General features: G+C 60.5%; 12 protein-coding genes. 7 read left to right on the forward strand and 5 right to left on the reverse strand.

Annotated features, from left to right (window positions below; genetic code table 11):
- Positions 1 to 42 precede the first annotated feature (42 nt).
- Positions 43 to 1,164, forward strand: a complete 1,122-nt coding sequence (locus AAE484_RS04625) for an efflux RND transporter periplasmic adaptor subunit (RefSeq protein WP_341937163.1) — start codon at positions 43 to 45, stop codon at positions 1,162 to 1,164.
- A gap of 28 nt (positions 1,165 to 1,192) precedes the next feature.
- On the forward strand, positions 1,193 to 4,273 hold the full coding sequence (locus AAE484_RS04630) for an efflux RND transporter permease subunit (RefSeq protein WP_341937164.1): 3,081 nt from the start codon (positions 1,193 to 1,195) through the stop codon (positions 4,271 to 4,273).
- Between the two features lie 205 nt (positions 4,274 to 4,478).
- On the opposite strand, the gene AAE484_RS04635 is transcribed toward AAE484_RS04630, so the two are convergent.
- The 5 genes from AAE484_RS04635 to glgB form a co-directional block, all read right to left on the reverse strand.
- Complete coding sequence (locus AAE484_RS04635; protein ID WP_341937165.1) at positions 4,479 to 5,882, reverse strand: Y-family DNA polymerase; 1,404 nt, start codon at positions 5,880 to 5,882, stop codon at positions 4,479 to 4,481.
- 1 nt (position 5,883) lies between these two features.
- Positions 5,884 to 6,720, reverse strand: a complete 837-nt coding sequence (locus AAE484_RS04640) for a hypothetical protein (RefSeq protein WP_341937166.1) — start codon at positions 6,718 to 6,720, stop codon at positions 5,884 to 5,886.
- Positions 6,721 to 6,852: 132 nt separating this feature from the next.
- Positions 6,853 to 7,446, reverse strand: coding sequence for a redoxin domain-containing protein (locus AAE484_RS04645; protein WP_341937167.1), 594 nt, complete (start codon positions 7,444 to 7,446; stop codon positions 6,853 to 6,855).
- Positions 7,447 to 7,490: 44 nt separating this feature from the next.
- Entirely contained in the window at positions 7,491 to 8,969 is a 1,479-nt protein-coding gene (glgA, locus tag AAE484_RS04650) for a glycogen synthase GlgA (protein WP_341937168.1), read from the reverse strand.
- On the reverse strand, positions 8,966 to 11,152 hold the full coding sequence (gene glgB / locus AAE484_RS04655) for a 1,4-alpha-glucan branching protein GlgB (RefSeq protein ID WP_341937169.1): 2,187 nt from the start codon (positions 11,150 to 11,152) through the stop codon (positions 8,966 to 8,968). Before glgB ends, glgA begins: the two co-directional genes overlap by 4 nt.
- 378 nt (positions 11,153 to 11,530) lie before the next feature.
- On the opposite strand from glgB, the gene glgC reads away from it, so the two are divergent.
- The 5 genes from glgC to chrA all read left to right on the forward strand — a co-directional run bounded on the left by glgC (position 11,531) and on the right by chrA (position 17,727).
- Positions 11,531 to 12,799 carry a glucose-1-phosphate adenylyltransferase gene (glgC, locus tag AAE484_RS04660; protein WP_341937170.1) on the forward strand — a complete coding sequence of 423 codons (1,269 nt, stop codon included), beginning with the start codon at positions 11,531 to 11,533 and terminating at the stop codon, positions 12,797 to 12,799.
- The gene (locus AAE484_RS04665; protein WP_341937171.1) at positions 12,789 to 14,516 is read left to right on the forward strand and encodes a glycoside hydrolase family 57 protein; all 1,728 of its coding nucleotides are present in this window, start codon (positions 12,789 to 12,791) and stop codon (positions 14,514 to 14,516) included. The genes glgC and AAE484_RS04665 overlap by 11 nt, the downstream gene beginning before the upstream one ends.
- Complete coding sequence (gene malQ / locus AAE484_RS04670; protein ID WP_341937172.1) at positions 14,516 to 16,036, forward strand: 4-alpha-glucanotransferase; 1,521 nt, start codon at positions 14,516 to 14,518, stop codon at positions 16,034 to 16,036. The genes AAE484_RS04665 and malQ overlap by 1 nt, the downstream gene beginning before the upstream one ends.
- 15 nt (positions 16,037 to 16,051) lie before the next feature.
- Complete coding sequence (locus AAE484_RS04675; protein WP_341937173.1) at positions 16,052 to 16,441, forward strand: PilZ domain-containing protein; 390 nt, start codon at positions 16,052 to 16,054, stop codon at positions 16,439 to 16,441.
- An 80-nt stretch (positions 16,442 to 16,521) separates the two neighbouring features.
- Positions 16,522 to 17,727: a chromate efflux transporter gene (gene chrA, locus AAE484_RS04680; RefSeq protein ID WP_341937174.1), complete on the forward strand. Its 1,206-nt coding sequence runs from the start codon at positions 16,522 to 16,524 to the stop codon at positions 17,725 to 17,727.
- Positions 17,728 to 17,784 lie beyond the last annotated feature (57 nt).

The following is a 17,784-nucleotide window of genomic DNA, read 5'->3' on the forward strand; positions in this document are numbered from 1 at the left end:
CCGGGCGTTTTCAACGTTGAAAAAGGAGTAGGGAGCACACGCATGACCAAACGAATGATAGTGATGCTGGTGGTTGTCGGCGTCGTTTTTGGCGGCATCTTCGGCTACAAAGCTTTTGTGAACACCATGATCGGCAACTTCTTCGACAACATGCCCGAGGAAGCGGCCGCCATTACCGCGACCGAAGTGGAAGAGAGCCGTTGGGACCGGGAGGCCACCGCAGTAGGCACCTTTCGGGCCGTCAGTGGTGCCCAGCTGACCACCGAGGCGAACGGCATCGTGACCGGCATTCACTTCGATAACGGCGAAGCGGTGGAAAAAGGGCAGCGCCTGGTCTCGCTGGATATCGAAGCCGACGAGGCTGAGCTGGATCGACTCGAAGCGGCTGAAAACCTGGCGCTGATGGAGCTCGAGCGCTATCAGCGGCTGTTTGCCGAGGGCAACAGCTCCAAGTCGGAACTGCAGCGCCGGGAAAGCGAAGCCGCTCAGGCCACCGCCTCGGTCAAGGCCCAGCAGGCGCGGATTCGCCAGAAAACCATTCGTGCACCCTTTGCCGGTATCTCCGGCATCCGGCAGGTCAATATCGGTCAGTACGTCTCGCCCGGCAGCCCGGTGGTGGAAGTCCAGTCGCTCGATCCCATCTATCTGAATTTCTCTCTGCCCGAGCGCCAGTTCTCCGATGTGAAAGAAGGCCTGCCGGTTTCCGCCCGTGTTGACTCCTATCCCGAGTCAAACTTCGACGGTGAGGTGACCGCCATCGAACCCTCGGTCAGCGAAAGCACCCGCACCTTTACCGCTCAGGCGACACTGGCCAACAGCGAGCAGCAACTGCGCCCGGGAATGTTTGGGCGGGTCACCCTGATCATGGGCGAGTCGCGCCAGGTCAGGGTGGTGCCCCAGACAGCGATTCAGTTTGACCCCTACGGCAACTCGGTTTTTGTCCTGAACGAAGATGACGAGGGTGATCTGCGGGTGAAGCGGCGCTTTGTCAGCACGGGCGAGCGGCGCGGAGACTTGATTGCCGTGACCGAAGGCCTTGAGGTCGGCGAGCGGGTGGCCACCTCCGGCCTGCTCAAGCTGCGCAATAACGCTCTGGTGGAAGTCAACGATGACGAGAGCGTGCAACCCTCCCGTGATTTGGATCCGCGCCCGGATAACCAGTAGCCAAGAACGGTAGAAGGAGAGTCCATCCATGCGGTTTACCGATGTCTTTATCCGCAAGCCCGTGCTGGCCCTGGTGGTCAGCCTGTTCATTCTGTTGCTGGGAGCACGCGCGGGTTATGACCTCAATGTGCGGCAGTTTCCCGAAATCCAGAACGCCGTGGTCACCGTCAGCACGGCCTATATTGGTGCCGATGCGGACCTGATTCAGGGCTTTATTACCAAGCCCATGGAGCGGGAGATCGCCGCCGCCGAGGGTATCGATTACGTCCAGTCCACCTCCAGCGCCGGCATGAGTACCGTGCAGGCCTATCTGCGCCTGGATTACGACCCCAACGAAGCTCTGACCCAGATTGCGGCCCAGGTCAACGCGCTGCGTTCCGACCTGCCCGAAAACGCCGAAGATCCGGTGGTGAGTCTGGCCGTGGGTGAAGATACCGCGGCCATGTATCTGTCATTTTACAGTGACCTGCTGAACAACAACCAGATTACCGATTACCTTGTGCGCGTGGTGGAGCCCCAGTTGGCCACCATTCCGGGGGTGCAGCGGGCCCAGATCCTGGGGGCGCGCACTTTTGCCATGCGCCTGTGGCTGGACCCTGAGCGCATGGCCTCGCTGGGTGTGACCGGTTCCGACGTGAGCATGGCGCTTCAGGCCAACAACGTACTGGCCGCACTGGGTCGCACCAAGGGGCAGATGGTCGCAATTGACCTGAATGCCGGCACGGACCTGCGCAGTGTCGATGAGTTTGAAGAGTTGGTGGTACGCTCGGAAGACGACGCGTTGGTGCGCCTGCGCGATGTGGCTGAGGTTGAGCTGGGAGCGGAAAGCTACGCCTCGTCGGTCAGTTTTAACGGCCAGAATGCCACTTTCATGGGGATTGAGATTGCGCCGGACTCCAATGCCCTGGATGTCATTGCCGATGTGCGCGAGGTCTGGAACCGCGACATTACGCCCCAGCTGCCCGAAGGCCTGGATGCGGATATCCCCTACGATTCGACTGAGTACATCGAAAGTGCGATTGATGAGGTGGTGCTCACCATCGTTCTGGCCCTGGTCATTGTGGTGTTGGTCATCTACGGGTTCCTCGGCTCGGTCCGCAGCGTGATTGTCCCCGCCGTAGCGGTGCCCCTGTCACTGGTTGGCACCTTTTTCCTGATGTGGATTCTCGGTTTTTCCATCAATCTGTTGACCCTGCTGGCCATGGTGTTGGCCATCGGTATTGTCGTGGATGATGCCATCATCATGTTGGAGAATATCCAGCGTCATGTTGAAGAGGGCATGTCCCGCCTGGACGCCTCGCTGCTGGGGGCCCAACAGTTGGCCTGGCCCATCGTGGCCATGTCCACCACGCTGGTGGCGGTCTTTATCCCGCTCGGTTTTGTGGGCGGGCTCACCGGGGTACTCTTTGTCGAGTTCGCGTTTACTCTGGCAGCAACGGTCATTCTTTCCGGTGTGGTTGCGCTGACGCTCTCGCCCATGATGTGTTCCAGAATCCTGCGCTCGCGCAGCCACGGCGGGCCCCGGCCCAAGCTCGAGGTCTGGCTGGATGAGCGTTTCGAGGGGCTGCGCCAGCGCTACCAGAAGCGCCTGCACAGTACCCTCAACACCATGCCGGTGGTGCTGGTGTTTGCGCTGATCATTCTGGTCTCCTGCTACTTCCTCTTTGTCTCCAGCAGTACGGAGCTGGAGCCGGCGGAAGACCAGGGCTTTGTGTTCAACATTGCCACGGCGGATGCCTACGCCACGCTCGACTATGTTGAGCGCAATACGGATTACATCAATCAGCTGCTCGAACAGATTCCCGAGATGGAGAACCTGTTCATTATCAACGGCATGAACGGCAGCAATACGGCGGGTGCCGGCATGGTATTGGCGCCCTGGGATGAGCGCGAGCGCACCACCCAGGAGATTCTCGAAAATGATATTCAGCCCTTTGTGAAGAAGATTCCCGGCCTGGATGTGTTTTCGGTCGTGCCTCCCTCTCTTCCATCCCCGGGCGGTGGTGGTGCGCCGATTGAGTTTGTGGTGGGCACCACCCAGCCCTATCAGGTGCTGAACGAAGTGGTCGGCGAAGTGATGCAACGCGCGCGGGAAAGTGGGCGCTTTATCTTTGTGGACAGCGACCTGAAAATTGACCGCCCCCGCCAGACGGCCAAAATCGACCGGGACAAAGCCGGGTTGATGGGAGTTGATATGCAACAGGCTGCCGCCGATCTGGGGAGCATGACCGGGGGTGGCTATGCCGGTCGCTTCGCGCTGGACAATCGCTCCTACCGGGTGATTCCGCAAGTCGAGCGGGCCGAGCGCCTCAATCCCGAGCAGCTGAAAGATTACTACACGCGTAACCGCCAGGGCGAACTGGTGCCCATGTCTTCTCTGGTCACTCTGGAGGAGTCGGTGCAACCGCGTTCACTGACGGGCTTTCAGCAGCTGAACTCGGTCACCATTTCCGGTGTTCCTCGCCCCGGGGTGTCGCTGGGTGAAGCGCTCAATCTGCTCGATGAGATCGCCGCTGATGTTCTGCCCGCCGGTTTCAGTGTCGACTACTCGGGCCAGTCGCGCCAGCTCAAGTCCGAAGGGCAGCAACTGGTGGTGACCTTCTTCTTCGCTCTGCTGGTGATTTTCCTGGTGCTGGCGGCGCAGTTTGAATCCTTCCGCAACAGCATCATCATCATGGTGACGGTGCCGATGAGTATTTGCGGGGCGTTGATCTTCATCTCCCTGGGGCTCACCAGCATCAATATCTACACCCAGGTGGGGCTGCTGACGTTGATCGGCCTGATCGCCAAGCACGGCATCCTGATCGTGGAGTTCGCCAACAAGCTGCAGGAAGAAGGGCGCAGCAAGCGCGAGGCCATTGAAGAGGCCACCGCCATTCGTCTGCGGCCAATTCTGATGACCACGGCGGCCACGGTTCTGGCGATGATCCCGCTGCTGATCGCCACCGGGGCGGGCGCCGCTTCGCGTTACGCCATGGGGCTGGTGATTGCCACCGGCATGACCCTGGGCACGCTGTTCACCCTGTTCGTGGTGCCGGCGGTCTACCTCTGGCTGGCGCGGGATTATCACGCCGCGGGTGACCCGGAAGGCAGCGTCAGTACCCGATAAATCGGAGAGAACCGGTGGGCGGAGCCCACCCTACGGGAGGTAAATTTCCCGATGGTTGGGGGGCGGTGGGCGGAGCCCACCCTACGGATCGTGCCAAGCGTGATTTTCCGTAGGGTGGGCTCCGCCCACCGATCGTCTTTTGTAGGGTGGGCTCCGCCCACCAATAACCCTCTGTAGGGTGGGCTCCGCCCACCGGCCTGACCAGCTACCCAAAATACCCCTGCAGAAACCACACCGCCTCCCGGGGCTCCCTGAATACCCAACACCACTGTCCCTCGCTGTTGCGGGCAATGTAATAATCCCGTTTCTGGGGTTCGCCATCCCACCAGCCGGTGGCGATCCGTTCTGGCCCCTCGATCAGTTCCAGCGGTTGGCGGTAAGGCTGGGGCCGGGAGAGCAGAAAGCTCGGGCGCAGCCCCAGGGTGAAAGCCGGCAATGGGTCGGTGGCACTCAGCGGCGACGTGAGAGCGGTGGCGATTGCCGGGCGAAAATCATCTCGTACACACAGGCCTCTGACCTGCTCCCGACCCAGACGGGCCTGTAACCGTGCTACCAACTGGGGGGCATCGCCCCTGGCGGGGGCTTCAAAAAAGTCCCGCTCCCCGTCCTCTTTGACCAACAGCTCCCGGGCCTCCAGGGCCAGCGCATAAACCGGTGCGTTGAGGGTCTGATTCTCAAGGGTCAGCTCCACCAGCGGTCGCCACTGCTCGGCGCGGTACTCGCCCCGGGCCGCCCCGATGGTCAGTGTCAGCGCCTCGGCTTCGCGCGGGTACAAGCGCAGCTCAAGCCGTTCCACGACCCGGTCCCGGCGCTGTAGAAACTGCTCCAGCTCCTGCAGCAGTTGTTCCAGCCAGGGCACCAGAAGCCGGACATTGTCCAGCTCGTGGGGTAGCTCCCGATAGCGGTGAAAGTGCTCGGGTGGGTGGTAAAAGGGCAGGGGGTGTTTTAATTGACCGGTGAGTCGCCCGATGTACTGGACCAGTTCAGCATCGAACCGGCGGGCCAACTCTTTCAGGGGAATGGCCAGTAGGGCATCGAGCGACTGCAGCCCCAACCTTTTGAGCTTTTCCAGGGTCTTGTCCGGGAGCCCGCTGAGGGGCAGGGCGCAGCGCCCGATGTGTTCACGCAACCGCTCGGGGTCGTCCTCGGCCCGGTTGAGATGGGCCCGGGCGAGTAGTTGGGCGGCCAGAGGTGAATAGCCACAGCCAAGGCGGTAACTGAGCCGACAATGCTGCAATAAGAGCTCGATATTTCTACAATAATTGTCAAAGCCATTATGGTACTTGACCATATTGGTGGCCCCAAGCCAGACACCGCAAGGTTCGTCCAGAACCACCTCCCCCGAGAGTGCGTAGAGTTCCTGCGCCAGCTCATGCAGCCGGTGAACTTCCAGTTCGGCCTTGTAGGGCAGTAACTGGATGTCGCGGCACAGAGTGGCGGCGGTCGCCAGCCCCATATCCCGCTTGACGCCCTGCTGGCTGGCCGGCTCGTTGACCTGAACCAGGCGGTTGTCGGACTCCTTGACCACGGCCAGCGGCGGCGCCTTATCCCGATCCGGATACTGGGTTTCCAGCTGCAGTCGGGGGAACTCAAAATACAACCAGAGCATATCAACCCGCCTCACCTCTGACTTCACCTCCAACCTCAATTCGGGCTCCGGTGTCGGTGTTAGCCCGAGGCTCGCTCGCGGGGTAAAAGCCTGAGTAAGGTGCGCGCTGACGCGGCCGGGTATCCAGCGTCAGTTCGGGCCAGACATCGGTCATGGCGACAACAAAGCGCGATAGCGCCCAGCCCTGTTTGCGGCGGGGGACACTGACGGCAATGCCATGAGGGTGGGGACTCAACTCCAGGCAGAGATCGACGGGCAGCCCGGCCGCTGCGTTGTGGGCCCCCAGAAACAGAAAGTTGGCCGATTCTCCCGCCCGGGCCGCCAACTGCAGGCGACGGGCCTGGACCAGAGGTACCCGGTCCTGCCACAGGCAGACGGCCTGACAGGCGCCGCTTTTCAGACACTGCTCGGCCGCCCAGAGGGCCTCCCGATCGGTGCCTGGCTGCACCAGCAGAAGCCGCTTCAGATCCATCCCCGCTCCCGGGAGGCTTTCGGCATTGAGCGGATAGGGGGGCGCGATGAGCGCGACCAGCCGGTCCTTTTCCGAGTGCTCGCTGTGGCCGGATAGCGCGCCGTGGCCCGATAAAACGCTGTGGTCAGATAAAACGCCGTGGCCAGATAAAGCGCCGCGGCCGGATAGAAAGGGCCACAGTAGCCGCAACTCACCAATACCGGTGGGGCCCTGTACGGTAATCACTCCCCGGCTGGGCAGGCCTCCACCCAGTTGTCGATCCAGTTCGGGCCAACCACTGGGACGCGCGGCCACCGGCCCGGATGACTCCCGGCCCCGCCAAATCAACTGCTGTTGCTCAAGCTGTTCCAGACTGGGCTGCTGCATACACCACCTCAAAACTGTATATATAAACAGTATATACAGTCTGCACGGGTGTCGCAAAAACAAAAACCCCCGGGATGACTCCCGGGGGTTTTTTAACGGTGACTCGGCCCTATGGGCTGACCCGGTGGAGCACTAGAGTTTCACATCACAACCATAAGGCTGAGTGTTGGTCACTTCCACCTCTTCACCGTTCATGGCCTTTGTCAGCGCCTGGCGCAGATAATTCTCGCCCGTGCCCTCGTCGCCGTTCGCGTAGGGGGCGCCGGTGTATACCAGTGTGCCCTGGGGGTCGATGATAAACACCTGGGGCGCTTTTTCCACACCATAGGCGCGGGCCACGACACCGGTCTCATCCAGCAGGATCGGAGTACTGCTCTTCATGTCGTACTCTGCCTCGGCTTCCTGCGCCTCTTCGGAGTTCATGACATTGTCCGGGCCGGGCTGAGAGGAGACGACGGTCAGCCACTTGACGTCCTGCTCGCGAAACTCTTTCTGCAGGGCTGACATCTGGCCATCGTCATAGTGGTTCTTCACCGCGTCACAATCGGGGTGAAACCACTCCAGTACCACCCACTCGCCAATATAGTCTGTCAGGGTGTGGGATTCCCCCGTGGCATCCGTGGCCCGAAATGCCGGGGCCGGCTCGCCGGTGGCGGCGTTGGCCAGTGCGGCGTTTGACATCAACAAACTGCCCGCCAAACCCAGGCTGCACAATAATCGAGTCATGAAATCAGGCTCCATCAGCTTAAAAGTAGCCCCATGCTAACAAATTAGTGCTGATCTCTCACCTGGAGCGCCTGTTCATACACCCGCTCGTATTCCTGGGCGCTTTTTTCCCAGGAGTAATCGCCTTTCATGGCATTGAGTTGCCGCTGGCGCCAGCGATCGGGCTGATGGTAGAGAGCCAGGGCCCGGGTCAGGGCGTCGCGCAGGGCGCTGGCGGTGGGGGCTTCAAAGCGGAAGCCGTTATCGGGCGTAGACTCGGCGGCGGTGCCATCCTCAGTCTGATCGGACGACTCAAACACGGTGTCGTTCAGACCGCCCACGGCGTGTACCAGTGGCAGGGTGCCGTAGCGCAGGCTGTACAGCTGGTTCAGCCCACAGGGCTCGAACAGGGAGGGCATCAGGAAGAGATCGACACCGCCTTCGATCTGGTGCGCCAGGCCTTCGTCGTAGCCGAGGGTGAGCGCCAGCTGTTCGGGGTAAAGGGCCTGCAGCTCCTTCAATGCCGTGTGGTACTGGGCCTGACCGCTGCCCAGAATGACAAACTGACACTCGCCCCGCTTCAGGAATTCCGGTAATGCCGACAACATCAGGTCCACGCCTTTCTGCTCCACCAAGCGGCCGATAAAGCCCAGCAGGGGCGTTTCTTCCGAGGGGGGCAGTCCCACCCGCTCTTGCAGGGCGAGCTTGTTGACGACTTTCTGTTTCAGGTTCCGGCGGCTGTAGTTCTGGGTCAGGTGGGGGTCGCGGCCCGGGTTCCACTCCTGGGTATCGATGCCGTTGAGAATCCCGCTAAGCTGCGCTTGCCGGGCGAAGAGCAGGCCGTCCAGGCCGCAGCCGAACTCGGGGGTCTGGATTTCCCGGGCATAGCTGGGGCTGACCGTCGTGATCTGATCGGCGAAGACCAGGCCTCCCTTGATGAAGGACAGTTGGTCGTAAAACTCCATCGCCTCCGGGTGCCACCAGTGCTCGGGCAGCGACAGTTCAGCAAAGGCCGAGTAGGGAAAGAGGCCGTGATAGGCGAGGTTGTGTATGGTGAATACCAGAGCCGGGCGTTTGGGTTCCTGCGCCAGCAGAGCCATTGCCATACCGGACTGCCAGTCGTTACCGTGAACCAGATCGGCCCGCCAGTCGACGCCGGCCCGCCCCATGGCCAGCTCCGCTGCTACCACGCCGAACCAGTAAAAGCGCCGATGGTTGTCCGGCCAATCCAGCCCCTGGTCGTCGACATAGGGGTTGCCGCCCCGATTGGAGAATTCCGGCATATCCACCAGCCAGACCGTGACCCGGGTGCCCGGCAGGCGGGTCTGCCACACCGTGATATTGCGCTCGCCATAGGTCAGAGATGCCAGGGGTTTGAGCCCGACTTTGCGGGCCGCTTCCAGTACTCTGGGATAGGCCGGCAGTACCAGGCGGACCGAGTGGTCGCGTTTCAGCAGTGCGCGCGGCAGGCTGGCCGCCACATCGGCCAGGCCTCCGGTTTTGATCAGCGGGTAAGCCTCGCTGGTAACAAAGAGTATATTCATTCCAGTTCAAACATGACGGCCGCCAGCGGCGGCAGGGTGAGTTGGATGGAATGGGGGCGACCCATCCAGGGAATATCTTCGCTCTGCAACGGCAGCGGGTTACCGACATTGCTGCCGCCGTAGTATTCCGAGTCACTATTGAAAATTTCCCGGTACCGGCCCGCTTCGGGCACACCCAGGCGGTAGCCCTCTCTGGGCGTGGGGGTAAAGTTGAGAGCGATCAGAACAAAACCTTTCTCGCTGCGGCGAATAAAACTGATGATCGACTGGGTGCTGTCGTGACAGTCAATCCATTCAAAGCCCTCATGGCTGAACCCGCGCTCGTACAGGGCGGGCAGGGTGCGGTAGAGCCGGTTGAGGTCGCCCACCGCCGTGTGCAGGCCCCGGTGCAGCGGCTCGTCGAGCAGATTCCAGTCGAGCTCGCGCGATTGAGCCCACTCCCGCCACTGACCAAACTCACAACTCATGAACAACAGCTTGGTGCCGGGGTAGGCGTACTGGTAGGCGTAGAGCAGCCTCAGATTGGCGAAGCGCTGCCAGTCGTCGCCCGGCATTTTGGTGACCATACTGCCCTTGCCGTGAACCACTTCATCGTGCGAGAAGGGCAGCATGAAGTTTTCCGTGAAGGCGTAGATGAGGCCGAACGTCAGCTGGTCGTGGTGATAGTGACGATAGATGGGGTCCTTGCTCATATAGACCAGAGTGTCGTGCATCCAGCCCATATTCCACTTCATGGAAAACCCCAGACCGCCGACCCAGGTGGGGCGAGTCACCTGGGGCCAGGAGGTGGATTCCTCGGCCAGCACCACCGTGCCGGGGTGGCGGCCGTGACAGAGTTCGTTCAGCTGCCGGAGAAAGTCGATGGCTTCGAGGTTTTCATTGCCGCCGTATTTGTTGGGTAGCCAGTCTCCCTCTTCGCGCGAGTAATCCAGATAGAGCATGGAGGCCACGGCGTCCACGCGCAGCCCGTCGAGGTGAAACTCATCCAGCCAGTAGAGGGCGTTGGCGAGCAGGAAGTTGCGCACCTCATTGCGGCCATAGTTGTAGATCAGCGTACCCCAGTCCCGGTGCTCGCCCCGACGGGGGTCGTCGTGCTCATAGAGCGCCGTGCCGTCAAAGCGGGCGAGGGCGTGTTCATCTTTGGGAAAGTGGGCGGGTACCCAGTCGAGCAGGACACCGATGCCCTGAGAATGCAGATGATCCACCATGTAACGGAAATCATCGGGGGTGCCAAAGCGGCTGGTGGGGGCAAAATACCCGGTGGTCTGATAGCCCCAGGAGTCGTCCAGAGGATGCTCGGAAATCGGCAACAATTCTACGTGAGTAAAGCCCAGAGACGTGACATACTCCGCTAATTGATGAGCCAGCGTACGGTAATTGACGAACTGGCCATCGCTCCCCCGGCGCCAGGAGCCCAAGTGCACTTCATAGACCGAAAAGGGCGCCTGCTGCCAATCCCACCGGGCGCGCTCCTGGAGCCATTCGTGGTCTTCCCACTGATAGGTGACCGGTGCCGTCACGCGTGCCGCTGTCTGAGGGCGCAGTTCGAATGCCTGGCCATACGGATCGGCTTTCTGTTGCACGTGGCCGGTATCGCGGTTGCGGACCGAGAGTTTGTACAGGACACCCGGCTCGAGCCCGGGGACAAACAGCTCCCAGACACCGCTGGAGCCGCGCACGCGCATGGCGTGACGGCGGTCATCCCAGCCGTTGAAGTCACCCACCACACTGATTCGTCCGGCCGCCGGGGCCCAGGTGGCGAACAGCACGCCCGCGACACCGTCGACCACTTTGTAATGAGCGCCCAGCACCTCATAAATGCGCCAGTGCCGGCCCTCACCAAACAGGTGCAGATCCAGCTCGCCCACTTGTGGGGCGAAACTGTAGGGGTCCAGGGCCGATTGAGTGCGGCCATCGTCGGTCTGCCATTCGATTTCAGGGTGCGGGGGCAGCTCGGCGGGCTTTCCGCGCCAGAGGAACAGGTCGGTGTCGGGATGGCGCGTCATCGTCAGGCGCGATTTTACCCCGACGGCCGAGGCAGTTTGGGCGCCGGGCAAAAACGCGCGCAGCTCCACCTGTGTTTTATCACCCTCAACCGGGTGGCGACCGAGAATCTCAAAGGGGTCGTGGTGCCGGGCCTGGGCCAGGCGCAGACAGTGGTCGGTCAATGGCGTGGCTGGCATTATTCGCCTCTCGTCAGGGTTCTTGAAAGCACCGTCATTTAGGGGGTGCTCTTAAAGCGTAATAGGGTTATAGCCATATTGCCAGTGGTTTCTGGTTCTGTGTCACCGATGAATTTGACGCGAAAAAATTTTGGTTGAAATTGATCCTGAACAACATGAAAGTAAAATTTTCTGACTACACTAAACAGTGTACTTTGGGTAAGTGGCCATCAGGACGATTTTTTTATATCGTCTTTTTGGCATCTTTATTGCTCACTTGCTCCAGGGGCTGGCCGTTGCCGATACAACTATCGGTACACCCCCGGAGCCAATACCGCTCAATGTCTCCTGGTACCAGGAGACGGTTAGTGGGATCTATGGCTTAAGCGGAGATTGTTTATGTTGACGTCCAAATCCGGCCGGTTTGTCAGCCGCCTCACCCGGGAAACACTGGCCATTGTCCTGGCCGGAGGGCGGGGCTCCCGCCTGCATCAGTTGACCAATTGGCGAGCCAAGCCTGCCGTCCACTATGGCGGCAAGTTTCGTATTGTGGACTTTCCTCTGTCCAACTGTGTTAACTCGGGCATACGGCGTATCAGTGTGCTTACTCAGTACAAGTCGCATTCCCTGGACCGGCACATCCAGCGAGGCTGGGGCTTTCTGGGGGGCGAGTTAGGCGAGTTTGTTGAGCTGCTGCCGGCTCAGCAGCGGCTGGGCGAAAACTGGTATGCGGGGACGGCCGATGCGGTCATGCAGAACCTGGATATCATCCGTCAGCACGACCCGGCCTATGTACTGATCCTCGCCGGGGACCACGTTTACAAGATGGACTACGGCACCATGTTGGCCGCCCACGTGGAAAGTGAAGCCGATATCACCGTGGGCTGTATTGAAGTACCCATAGAGGAAGCCAGCGCCTTTGGCGTGATGAACATCGATGAAAGCAACCGGATCGTGAAGTTTCTGGAAAAACCGGCTAACCCCGACCCCATGCCCGGCTCCACCGATCAGGTGTTGGCCTCCATGGGAATTTATGTGTTCAGCACCGAGGTTCTGTTTCGGGAGTTGCTGCACGATCAATCCCTGCCGGGCTCCTCTCACGACTTTGGCAAGGATATTATTCCGTCGCTTCTGGACAGCCACCGGATTATGGCCTTCCCATTCCGGGATCCTGTGTCCGGAGGCAAAGCCTACTGGCGCGATGTAGGCACCGTCGATGCACTCTGGCAGGCCAACCTCGAGCTGACCGGCATTACGCCGGAGTTGGACCTGTACGATTCCGAGTGGCCCATCTGGACCTATCAGGAGCAGGTGCCTCCGGCCAAGTTCGTGTTTGACGATGACGATCGCCGAGGGGTGGCGGTGGATTCGATGATCGCCGGGGGTTGTATTGTCTCGGGAGCGAAGATAAAACACTCACTGTTGTTTCCGCGGGTCAGAGTGCACTCCTACGCCGAAGTGACCGACTCGGTGATCTTTCCCCGAGTCGATATCGGGCGCAACTGCCGCATCAAGAAGGCACTGATTGATCGTGGTTGCCAGATACCGGCAGGCACGGAGATTGGCTACGACATTGAGGCCGATCGAAAGCGCTTTCATGTCTCCCCCAAAGGTGTCGTCCTGGTGACACCGGAAATGCTGGACGAGGAATACCCCCATGTCGTCTAAGGAGCAAAAGAACAAAGCCAAGGTGGTTTTCTGTTGGCATATGCACCAACCGGACTACCGGGACCGGCTGACGGGAGAGTACTACTTTCCCTGGACGTACCTGCACGCCATCAAGGATTATACGGATATGCTGGTGCACCTTGAGGACAACCCCAAGGCGCGCGTGGTGGTCAATTTTGCGCCCATATTGCTCGAGCAGCTGGACGACTATCAGTCTCAGATAGACGCCTACCTCAAGCAGGGCAGCGCGATTCGCGACCCCATGCTCGCCGCTCTGGTGCAGGAGGATCTGCCCGAGCCCGGAAGCGAGGGCTTTCTGGAGCTGGCCAACAACTGTCTGCGGGCTCACCGGGACCGGATGATCGAGCGTTTTGCCCCCTTCGCGTTTCTGGTGGACACGCTGGAGCAGTCCAACAATAACCCCCAGCAGCAATGCTATCTGAACCACCAGTTTCTGATCGATCTGCTTGTCTGGTACCACCTGAGCTGGCTGGGGGAAAATCAGCGTCGGGACGATTCCCGTATCACTGATTTGCAGGAAAAAGCGGGGGGTTACAGCGACCAGGACCGGCGCGAGTTGCTCAACGTCATTGCCGAGCAGATGAGTGCCATCAAACCCCGCTATCGGCAGTTGCAGGAACAGGGCCGCATCGAGCTGGCCATGAGTCCCTACGCGCACCCGATCCTGCCGTTGCTGCTGGATTTCAGAAGTCTGCTCGAAGCCATGCCGGATGCCGCCCTGCCCAAGGCGGCGGAGTACCCCGGCGGCGATGAGCGTGCCCGCTGGCACCTGACCAAAGGGTTGGAAGTGTTCAAGGACTTTTTCGGGTGTCGCCCCGCGGGCTGCTGGGCCTCCGAGGGCGCGCTGAGTGATGACACGCTCAAACTCCTGAGTGAATCCGGCTTCCAATGGACTGCCACAGGGGACTCGGTGCTGCATAACAGCCTCAAACATACCGCCAACGAGGGGCAGGCACCGGAAAATCTGCACAAGGCCTATCGATTCGGTGAGCACTCGGTGACAAGCTTTTTCCGCGATGATGGCCTCTCGGACCTGATCGGGTTTCAGTACGCCGACTGGCATGCGGAAGACGCCGTGGGCGATCTGATCAACCACCTGGTGGCGATTGCCGAGGCGAGCAAAACACCGGAAGACTGTGTGATCTCCATCATCATGGATGGTGAAAACGCCTGGGAATATTACCCGGAAAACGCCTGGTACTTCCTCGAAGCCCTGTACCGCCGGATCAGTGATCACCCTCAACTGGATATGACGACCTATGCCGCTGCTCTGGCCGATCCGCAAGTGAAGCCTGTGCCGCTCAAGCACCTGGTCGCTGGCAGTTGGGTGTACGGCACTTTCTCAACCTGGATGGGCGAGCCGGACAAGAACCTGGCCTGGGACATGCTCTGTAGCGCCAAAGCGGTGTACGACCGGGTCATTGACACCCTGGATCCCGAACAGCAGAAAGAGGCGGAACTGCAGTTGGCCCAATGCGAGGGTTCGGACTGGTTCTGGTGGTTCGGCGACTACAACCCGAGCGACAGTGTGCGCGACTTTGACTACCTGTATCGCCGACACCTGATCAACCTGTATCGGCTCCTCGAGCAGCCGGTTCCTGAATCACTACAGCACGCGTTCAGTCGCGGCGGTGGTGCGCCAGCGGCCGGCGGGGTGATGCGCCGGGGCCACGCGCCGGCGGAAGGGGGCGCCTGATGGCTGTGCGCGATTTGCCACACCCTCTATTGCAATCCCGCAGCGCGGGGGTGCTTCTGCATCCCACATCACTGCCTGGACCCGATACCATGGGCACCCTGGGTCAATCCGCTTATCAGTTTGTCGACTGGTTGGCGGCGGCTGGCTTTGGTCTCTGGCAAATGCTGCCCATCGGGCCGACGCACTGCAATCTCTCCCCGTACCAGACGCTGTCGGTCCAGGCCGGTAACCCCGAACTGATCAGTCTGGATGATCTGGTGGCTCGGGGGTGGTTGACCCAGACGCAGCGCGAGCATGAGAAGCCGGCGGTTGCCCGGGCGTTGGCCGCCGGACAATTTTTTACCCACTGGGAGCCGGAGTCCGACCGGGTCAAACGGTTTGAGAGTTTTTGCCAGGAGCATCGCTACTGGCTGGAGGACTACGCCCTGTTTGATGCGCTGCGCGAGTGCTACGGCGGGGAGAGTTGGTGTCGCTGGCCCGATGATATCCGTCTGCGCCGGACCCAGGGACTGACCCGCATGCGGCGCGAACTGAAAGCGCCCATTGATGTGCGCCGCTTTGAGCAGTTTGTATTTTTTGAACAATGGCAGGCGCTGCGCCAGTATGCCCGGGACAAAAATGTTTTCCTGTTTGGTGATATGCCCATCTTTGTTGCCTATGACAGTGCCGACGTCTGGGCCAATCAGGACCTGTTCAATCTTGACGGGGAGGGGAGCCCGCTCACCGTGGCCGGCGTCCCGCCGGATTACTTTTCCGAGACCGGCCAGCACTGGGGCAACCCCCATTACAATTGGGATGAAATGCAGGCGCAGAATTTCCGCTGGTGGCGTCAGCGGTTCAATACCCAGCTGGAACTCTTTGATCTGATTCGCCTGGATCACTTCCGTGGGTTGGAAGCCTACTGGGAAATTCCCGCCGACCACGAGGATGCCAGTCGGGGGCGGTGGGTCAAATCACCGGGCCGGGCGCTTTTAAACAGCCTGTTTCGCGAACACAAAAACCTGCCATTGGTGGCTGAAAACCTCGGGTTGATTACCCCGGAGGTCGAGGCGCTGCGGCGGGAGTTTCGACTGCCGGGCATGGTCGTGCTGCAGTTCGCTTTTGATGGCAGCACCGACAACCCGCATTTGCCCCATGAACATGAAGCTCACAATATCGTTTATACCGGCACCCACGACAACGATACCAGCCTGGGTTGGTACCAGGCTCAGCCCGAAGACGTGCAGCAGCGATTGAGAGCTTACTGTTTCGGCTCGGAAGAGCCCATGCCCCGACTGCTGGTCTGTGCCGCTCTGGCATCGGTTGCCCGTATTGCCATCGTGCCACTGCAGGACCTGCTGATCCTGGATGGTGCTCATCGAATGAATACGCCCGGTACCGAATCGGGTAATTGGCGCTGGCGCTTTCAGTGGGACTGGTTCCCGGACACTCTGACCTCGGAGGTCAGACAGTGGCTGACACGCTATGGCCGGTTGCCGGAGGTCGAAGTCCAACCCCCAGACAAACCCAACGATGATTAATTGACGAGGTATCCCATGGAGCATCGATGCAGCCGGCGTATTCCACTGAATATCAACGCTCTAATTTATCGGCATGGCGCTCCCGTCGCGATGGGACGAATCAAGAATGCCAGTGGCCACGGGCTTTTTCTGGAAACGGATTACCAGAACGTCCGGGAGTTGCAGAAGATCGAGCTTGAAGTGCTGTTGGGCCGCCGAATCAAGGGGAAGGAGCGCTGCCAGATCAGTGCTCTGGTCGCGAGAAAATCCCAATTTGGTTATGGCCTGGACCTTGAGATGCTGGATGACGAGAGTTCCCATGCCTTGCTGGAGTACATTGAGCATCGGCAGTTGGACCAACATCGGCAGAATCGCGACCTGGTAGCCGACACCTCAGCAAGGGCCCGGCGTCCCGGTCGCCACTGATTAGAGTGCCTTCAGCGGGTTGGTTGGGCCCGCTTGAGCGGATAAACTGGCAGGCTATCGAGCACTGATTCGGATGGCCCATGTCTGACCGCAACTACCGCCCGCGCATTTTCCTGCACCTGAATATTTTCTGGGTTTTCCTCAAACTGGGTTGCACCAGCTTTGGTGGGCCGGTGGCTCACCTGGGTTACTTTCGCGAGGAGTTTGTCGCCCGCCGCCGCTGGCTGACCGATCAGGCCTACGCTGACCTGATGGCCCTGTGTCAGTTTCTACCCGGGCCGGCCAGTAGCCAGGTCGGTATGGGGCTGGGGTTGTCGCACGGTGGCGTCGGGGGCGCCCTGGCCGCCTGGCTGGGCTTCACTTTGCCTTCCGCGGTACTGATGATCGCCTTTGGCCTGGCACTGCTGAACACCAACCTGACGACCGGCACCGACTGGCTCAATGGCCTCAAAGTCGTGGCTGTCGCCGTGGTGGCCCAGGCGCTCTGGGGAATGGGCAAGAATCTATGCCCGGACCGGGCGCGTGCCAGTCTGGCCGCGGTGGCGGCCCTGTTGGTGATTGCGCTACCCGGTACCTGGGGCCAGTTGCTCGCCATGGCGGCAGGCGGGCTGATCGGGTGGCGATGGCTGCATCCCACCCAGACGGTGTCCGCGGGCAACTTGCCGAGCACAGGCAAAGCGCTGGGTATCGCCTCGTTGGCACTATTCGCCGTTCTGCTGTTCGGGCTGCCTTTGCTGGCCAATTTTTCCGATAACGCCTACCTCGGTTTGTTCGATAGCTTTTATCGGGCGGGCAGTCTGGTATTCGGGGGCGGTCATGTGGTGTTGCCGCTTCTGCAGGCGGAGCTGGTACCGCAAGGGACGGTTTCCAATGACCTGTTTCTGGCGGGGTACGGGGCCGCTCAGGCGGTGCCCGGTCCGCTGTTCACCTTTGCCGGCTATCTGGGTGCCGTCACGGGGACTGGTCCCCATGCCGTTTTGCTGGCCATGACGGCATTGGTCGGCATTTTTCTGCCGGGCTTTTTATTGTTGTTGGGCATTCTGCCACTCTGGGCGTCCGCCCGTCGGCATCCGAGTATGCAGAAGGCGATGCTCGGCGTGAATGCGGCGGTGGTGGGTTTGCTGCTGGCGGCCTTTTACGACCCGGTGTGGACCAGCGCCATTCACAGCTCCGGCGATTTTGCGCTCGCCCTGGCGGCCTTTGTGGCCTTGATGTTCTGGCGACTACCACCCTGGCTGGTGGTGATTCTATGCGCGGTCTTGCCCGCGTTGATCGGATTGCTCTAAATAGCTGCTTGGGGTTTGCTTCACGCCCGGCCCGCTCAGGGGTAGGGTAAGGGACTC

Origin of the sequence: Marinimicrobium sp. C2-29, from assembly GCF_038419845.1 — a bacterium.
Lineage (GTDB): Bacteria > Pseudomonadota > Gammaproteobacteria > Pseudomonadales > Cellvibrionaceae > Marinimicrobium.

What these genes read in the sequence shown, in the direction of transcription:
- AAE484_RS04625 (WP_341937163.1), top strand. Translation starts at nt 43, where the DNA reads ATGACCAAACGAATGATAGTGATGCTGGTGGTTGTCGGCGTCGTTTTT.
- AAE484_RS04630 (WP_341937164.1), top strand. Translation starts at nt 1,193, where the DNA reads ATGCGGTTTACCGATGTCTTTATCCGCAAGCCCGTGCTGGCCCTGGTG.
- AAE484_RS04635 (WP_341937165.1), bottom strand. Translation starts at nt 5,882, where the DNA reads ATGCTCTGGTTGTATTTTGAGTTCCCCCGACTGCAGCTGGAAACCCAG.
- AAE484_RS04640 (WP_341937166.1), bottom strand. Translation starts at nt 6,720, where the DNA reads ATGCAGCAGCCCAGTCTGGAACAGCTTGAGCAACAGCAGTTGATTTGG.
- AAE484_RS04645 (WP_341937167.1), bottom strand. Translation starts at nt 7,446, where the DNA reads ATGACTCGATTATTGTGCAGCCTGGGTTTGGCGGGCAGTTTGTTGATG.
- glgA (WP_341937168.1), bottom strand. Translation starts at nt 8,969, where the DNA reads ATGAATATACTCTTTGTTACCAGCGAGGCTTACCCGCTGATCAAAACC.
- glgB (WP_341937169.1), bottom strand. Translation starts at nt 11,152, where the DNA reads ATGCCAGCCACGCCATTGACCGACCACTGTCTGCGCCTGGCCCAGGCC.
- glgC (WP_341937170.1), top strand. Translation starts at nt 11,531, where the DNA reads ATGTTGACGTCCAAATCCGGCCGGTTTGTCAGCCGCCTCACCCGGGAA.
- AAE484_RS04665 (WP_341937171.1), top strand. Translation starts at nt 12,789, where the DNA reads ATGTCGTCTAAGGAGCAAAAGAACAAAGCCAAGGTGGTTTTCTGTTGG.
- malQ (WP_341937172.1), top strand. Translation starts at nt 14,516, where the DNA reads ATGGCTGTGCGCGATTTGCCACACCCTCTATTGCAATCCCGCAGCGCG.
- AAE484_RS04675 (WP_341937173.1), top strand. Translation starts at nt 16,052, where the DNA reads ATGGAGCATCGATGCAGCCGGCGTATTCCACTGAATATCAACGCTCTA.
- chrA (WP_341937174.1), top strand. Translation starts at nt 16,522, where the DNA reads ATGTCTGACCGCAACTACCGCCCGCGCATTTTCCTGCACCTGAATATT.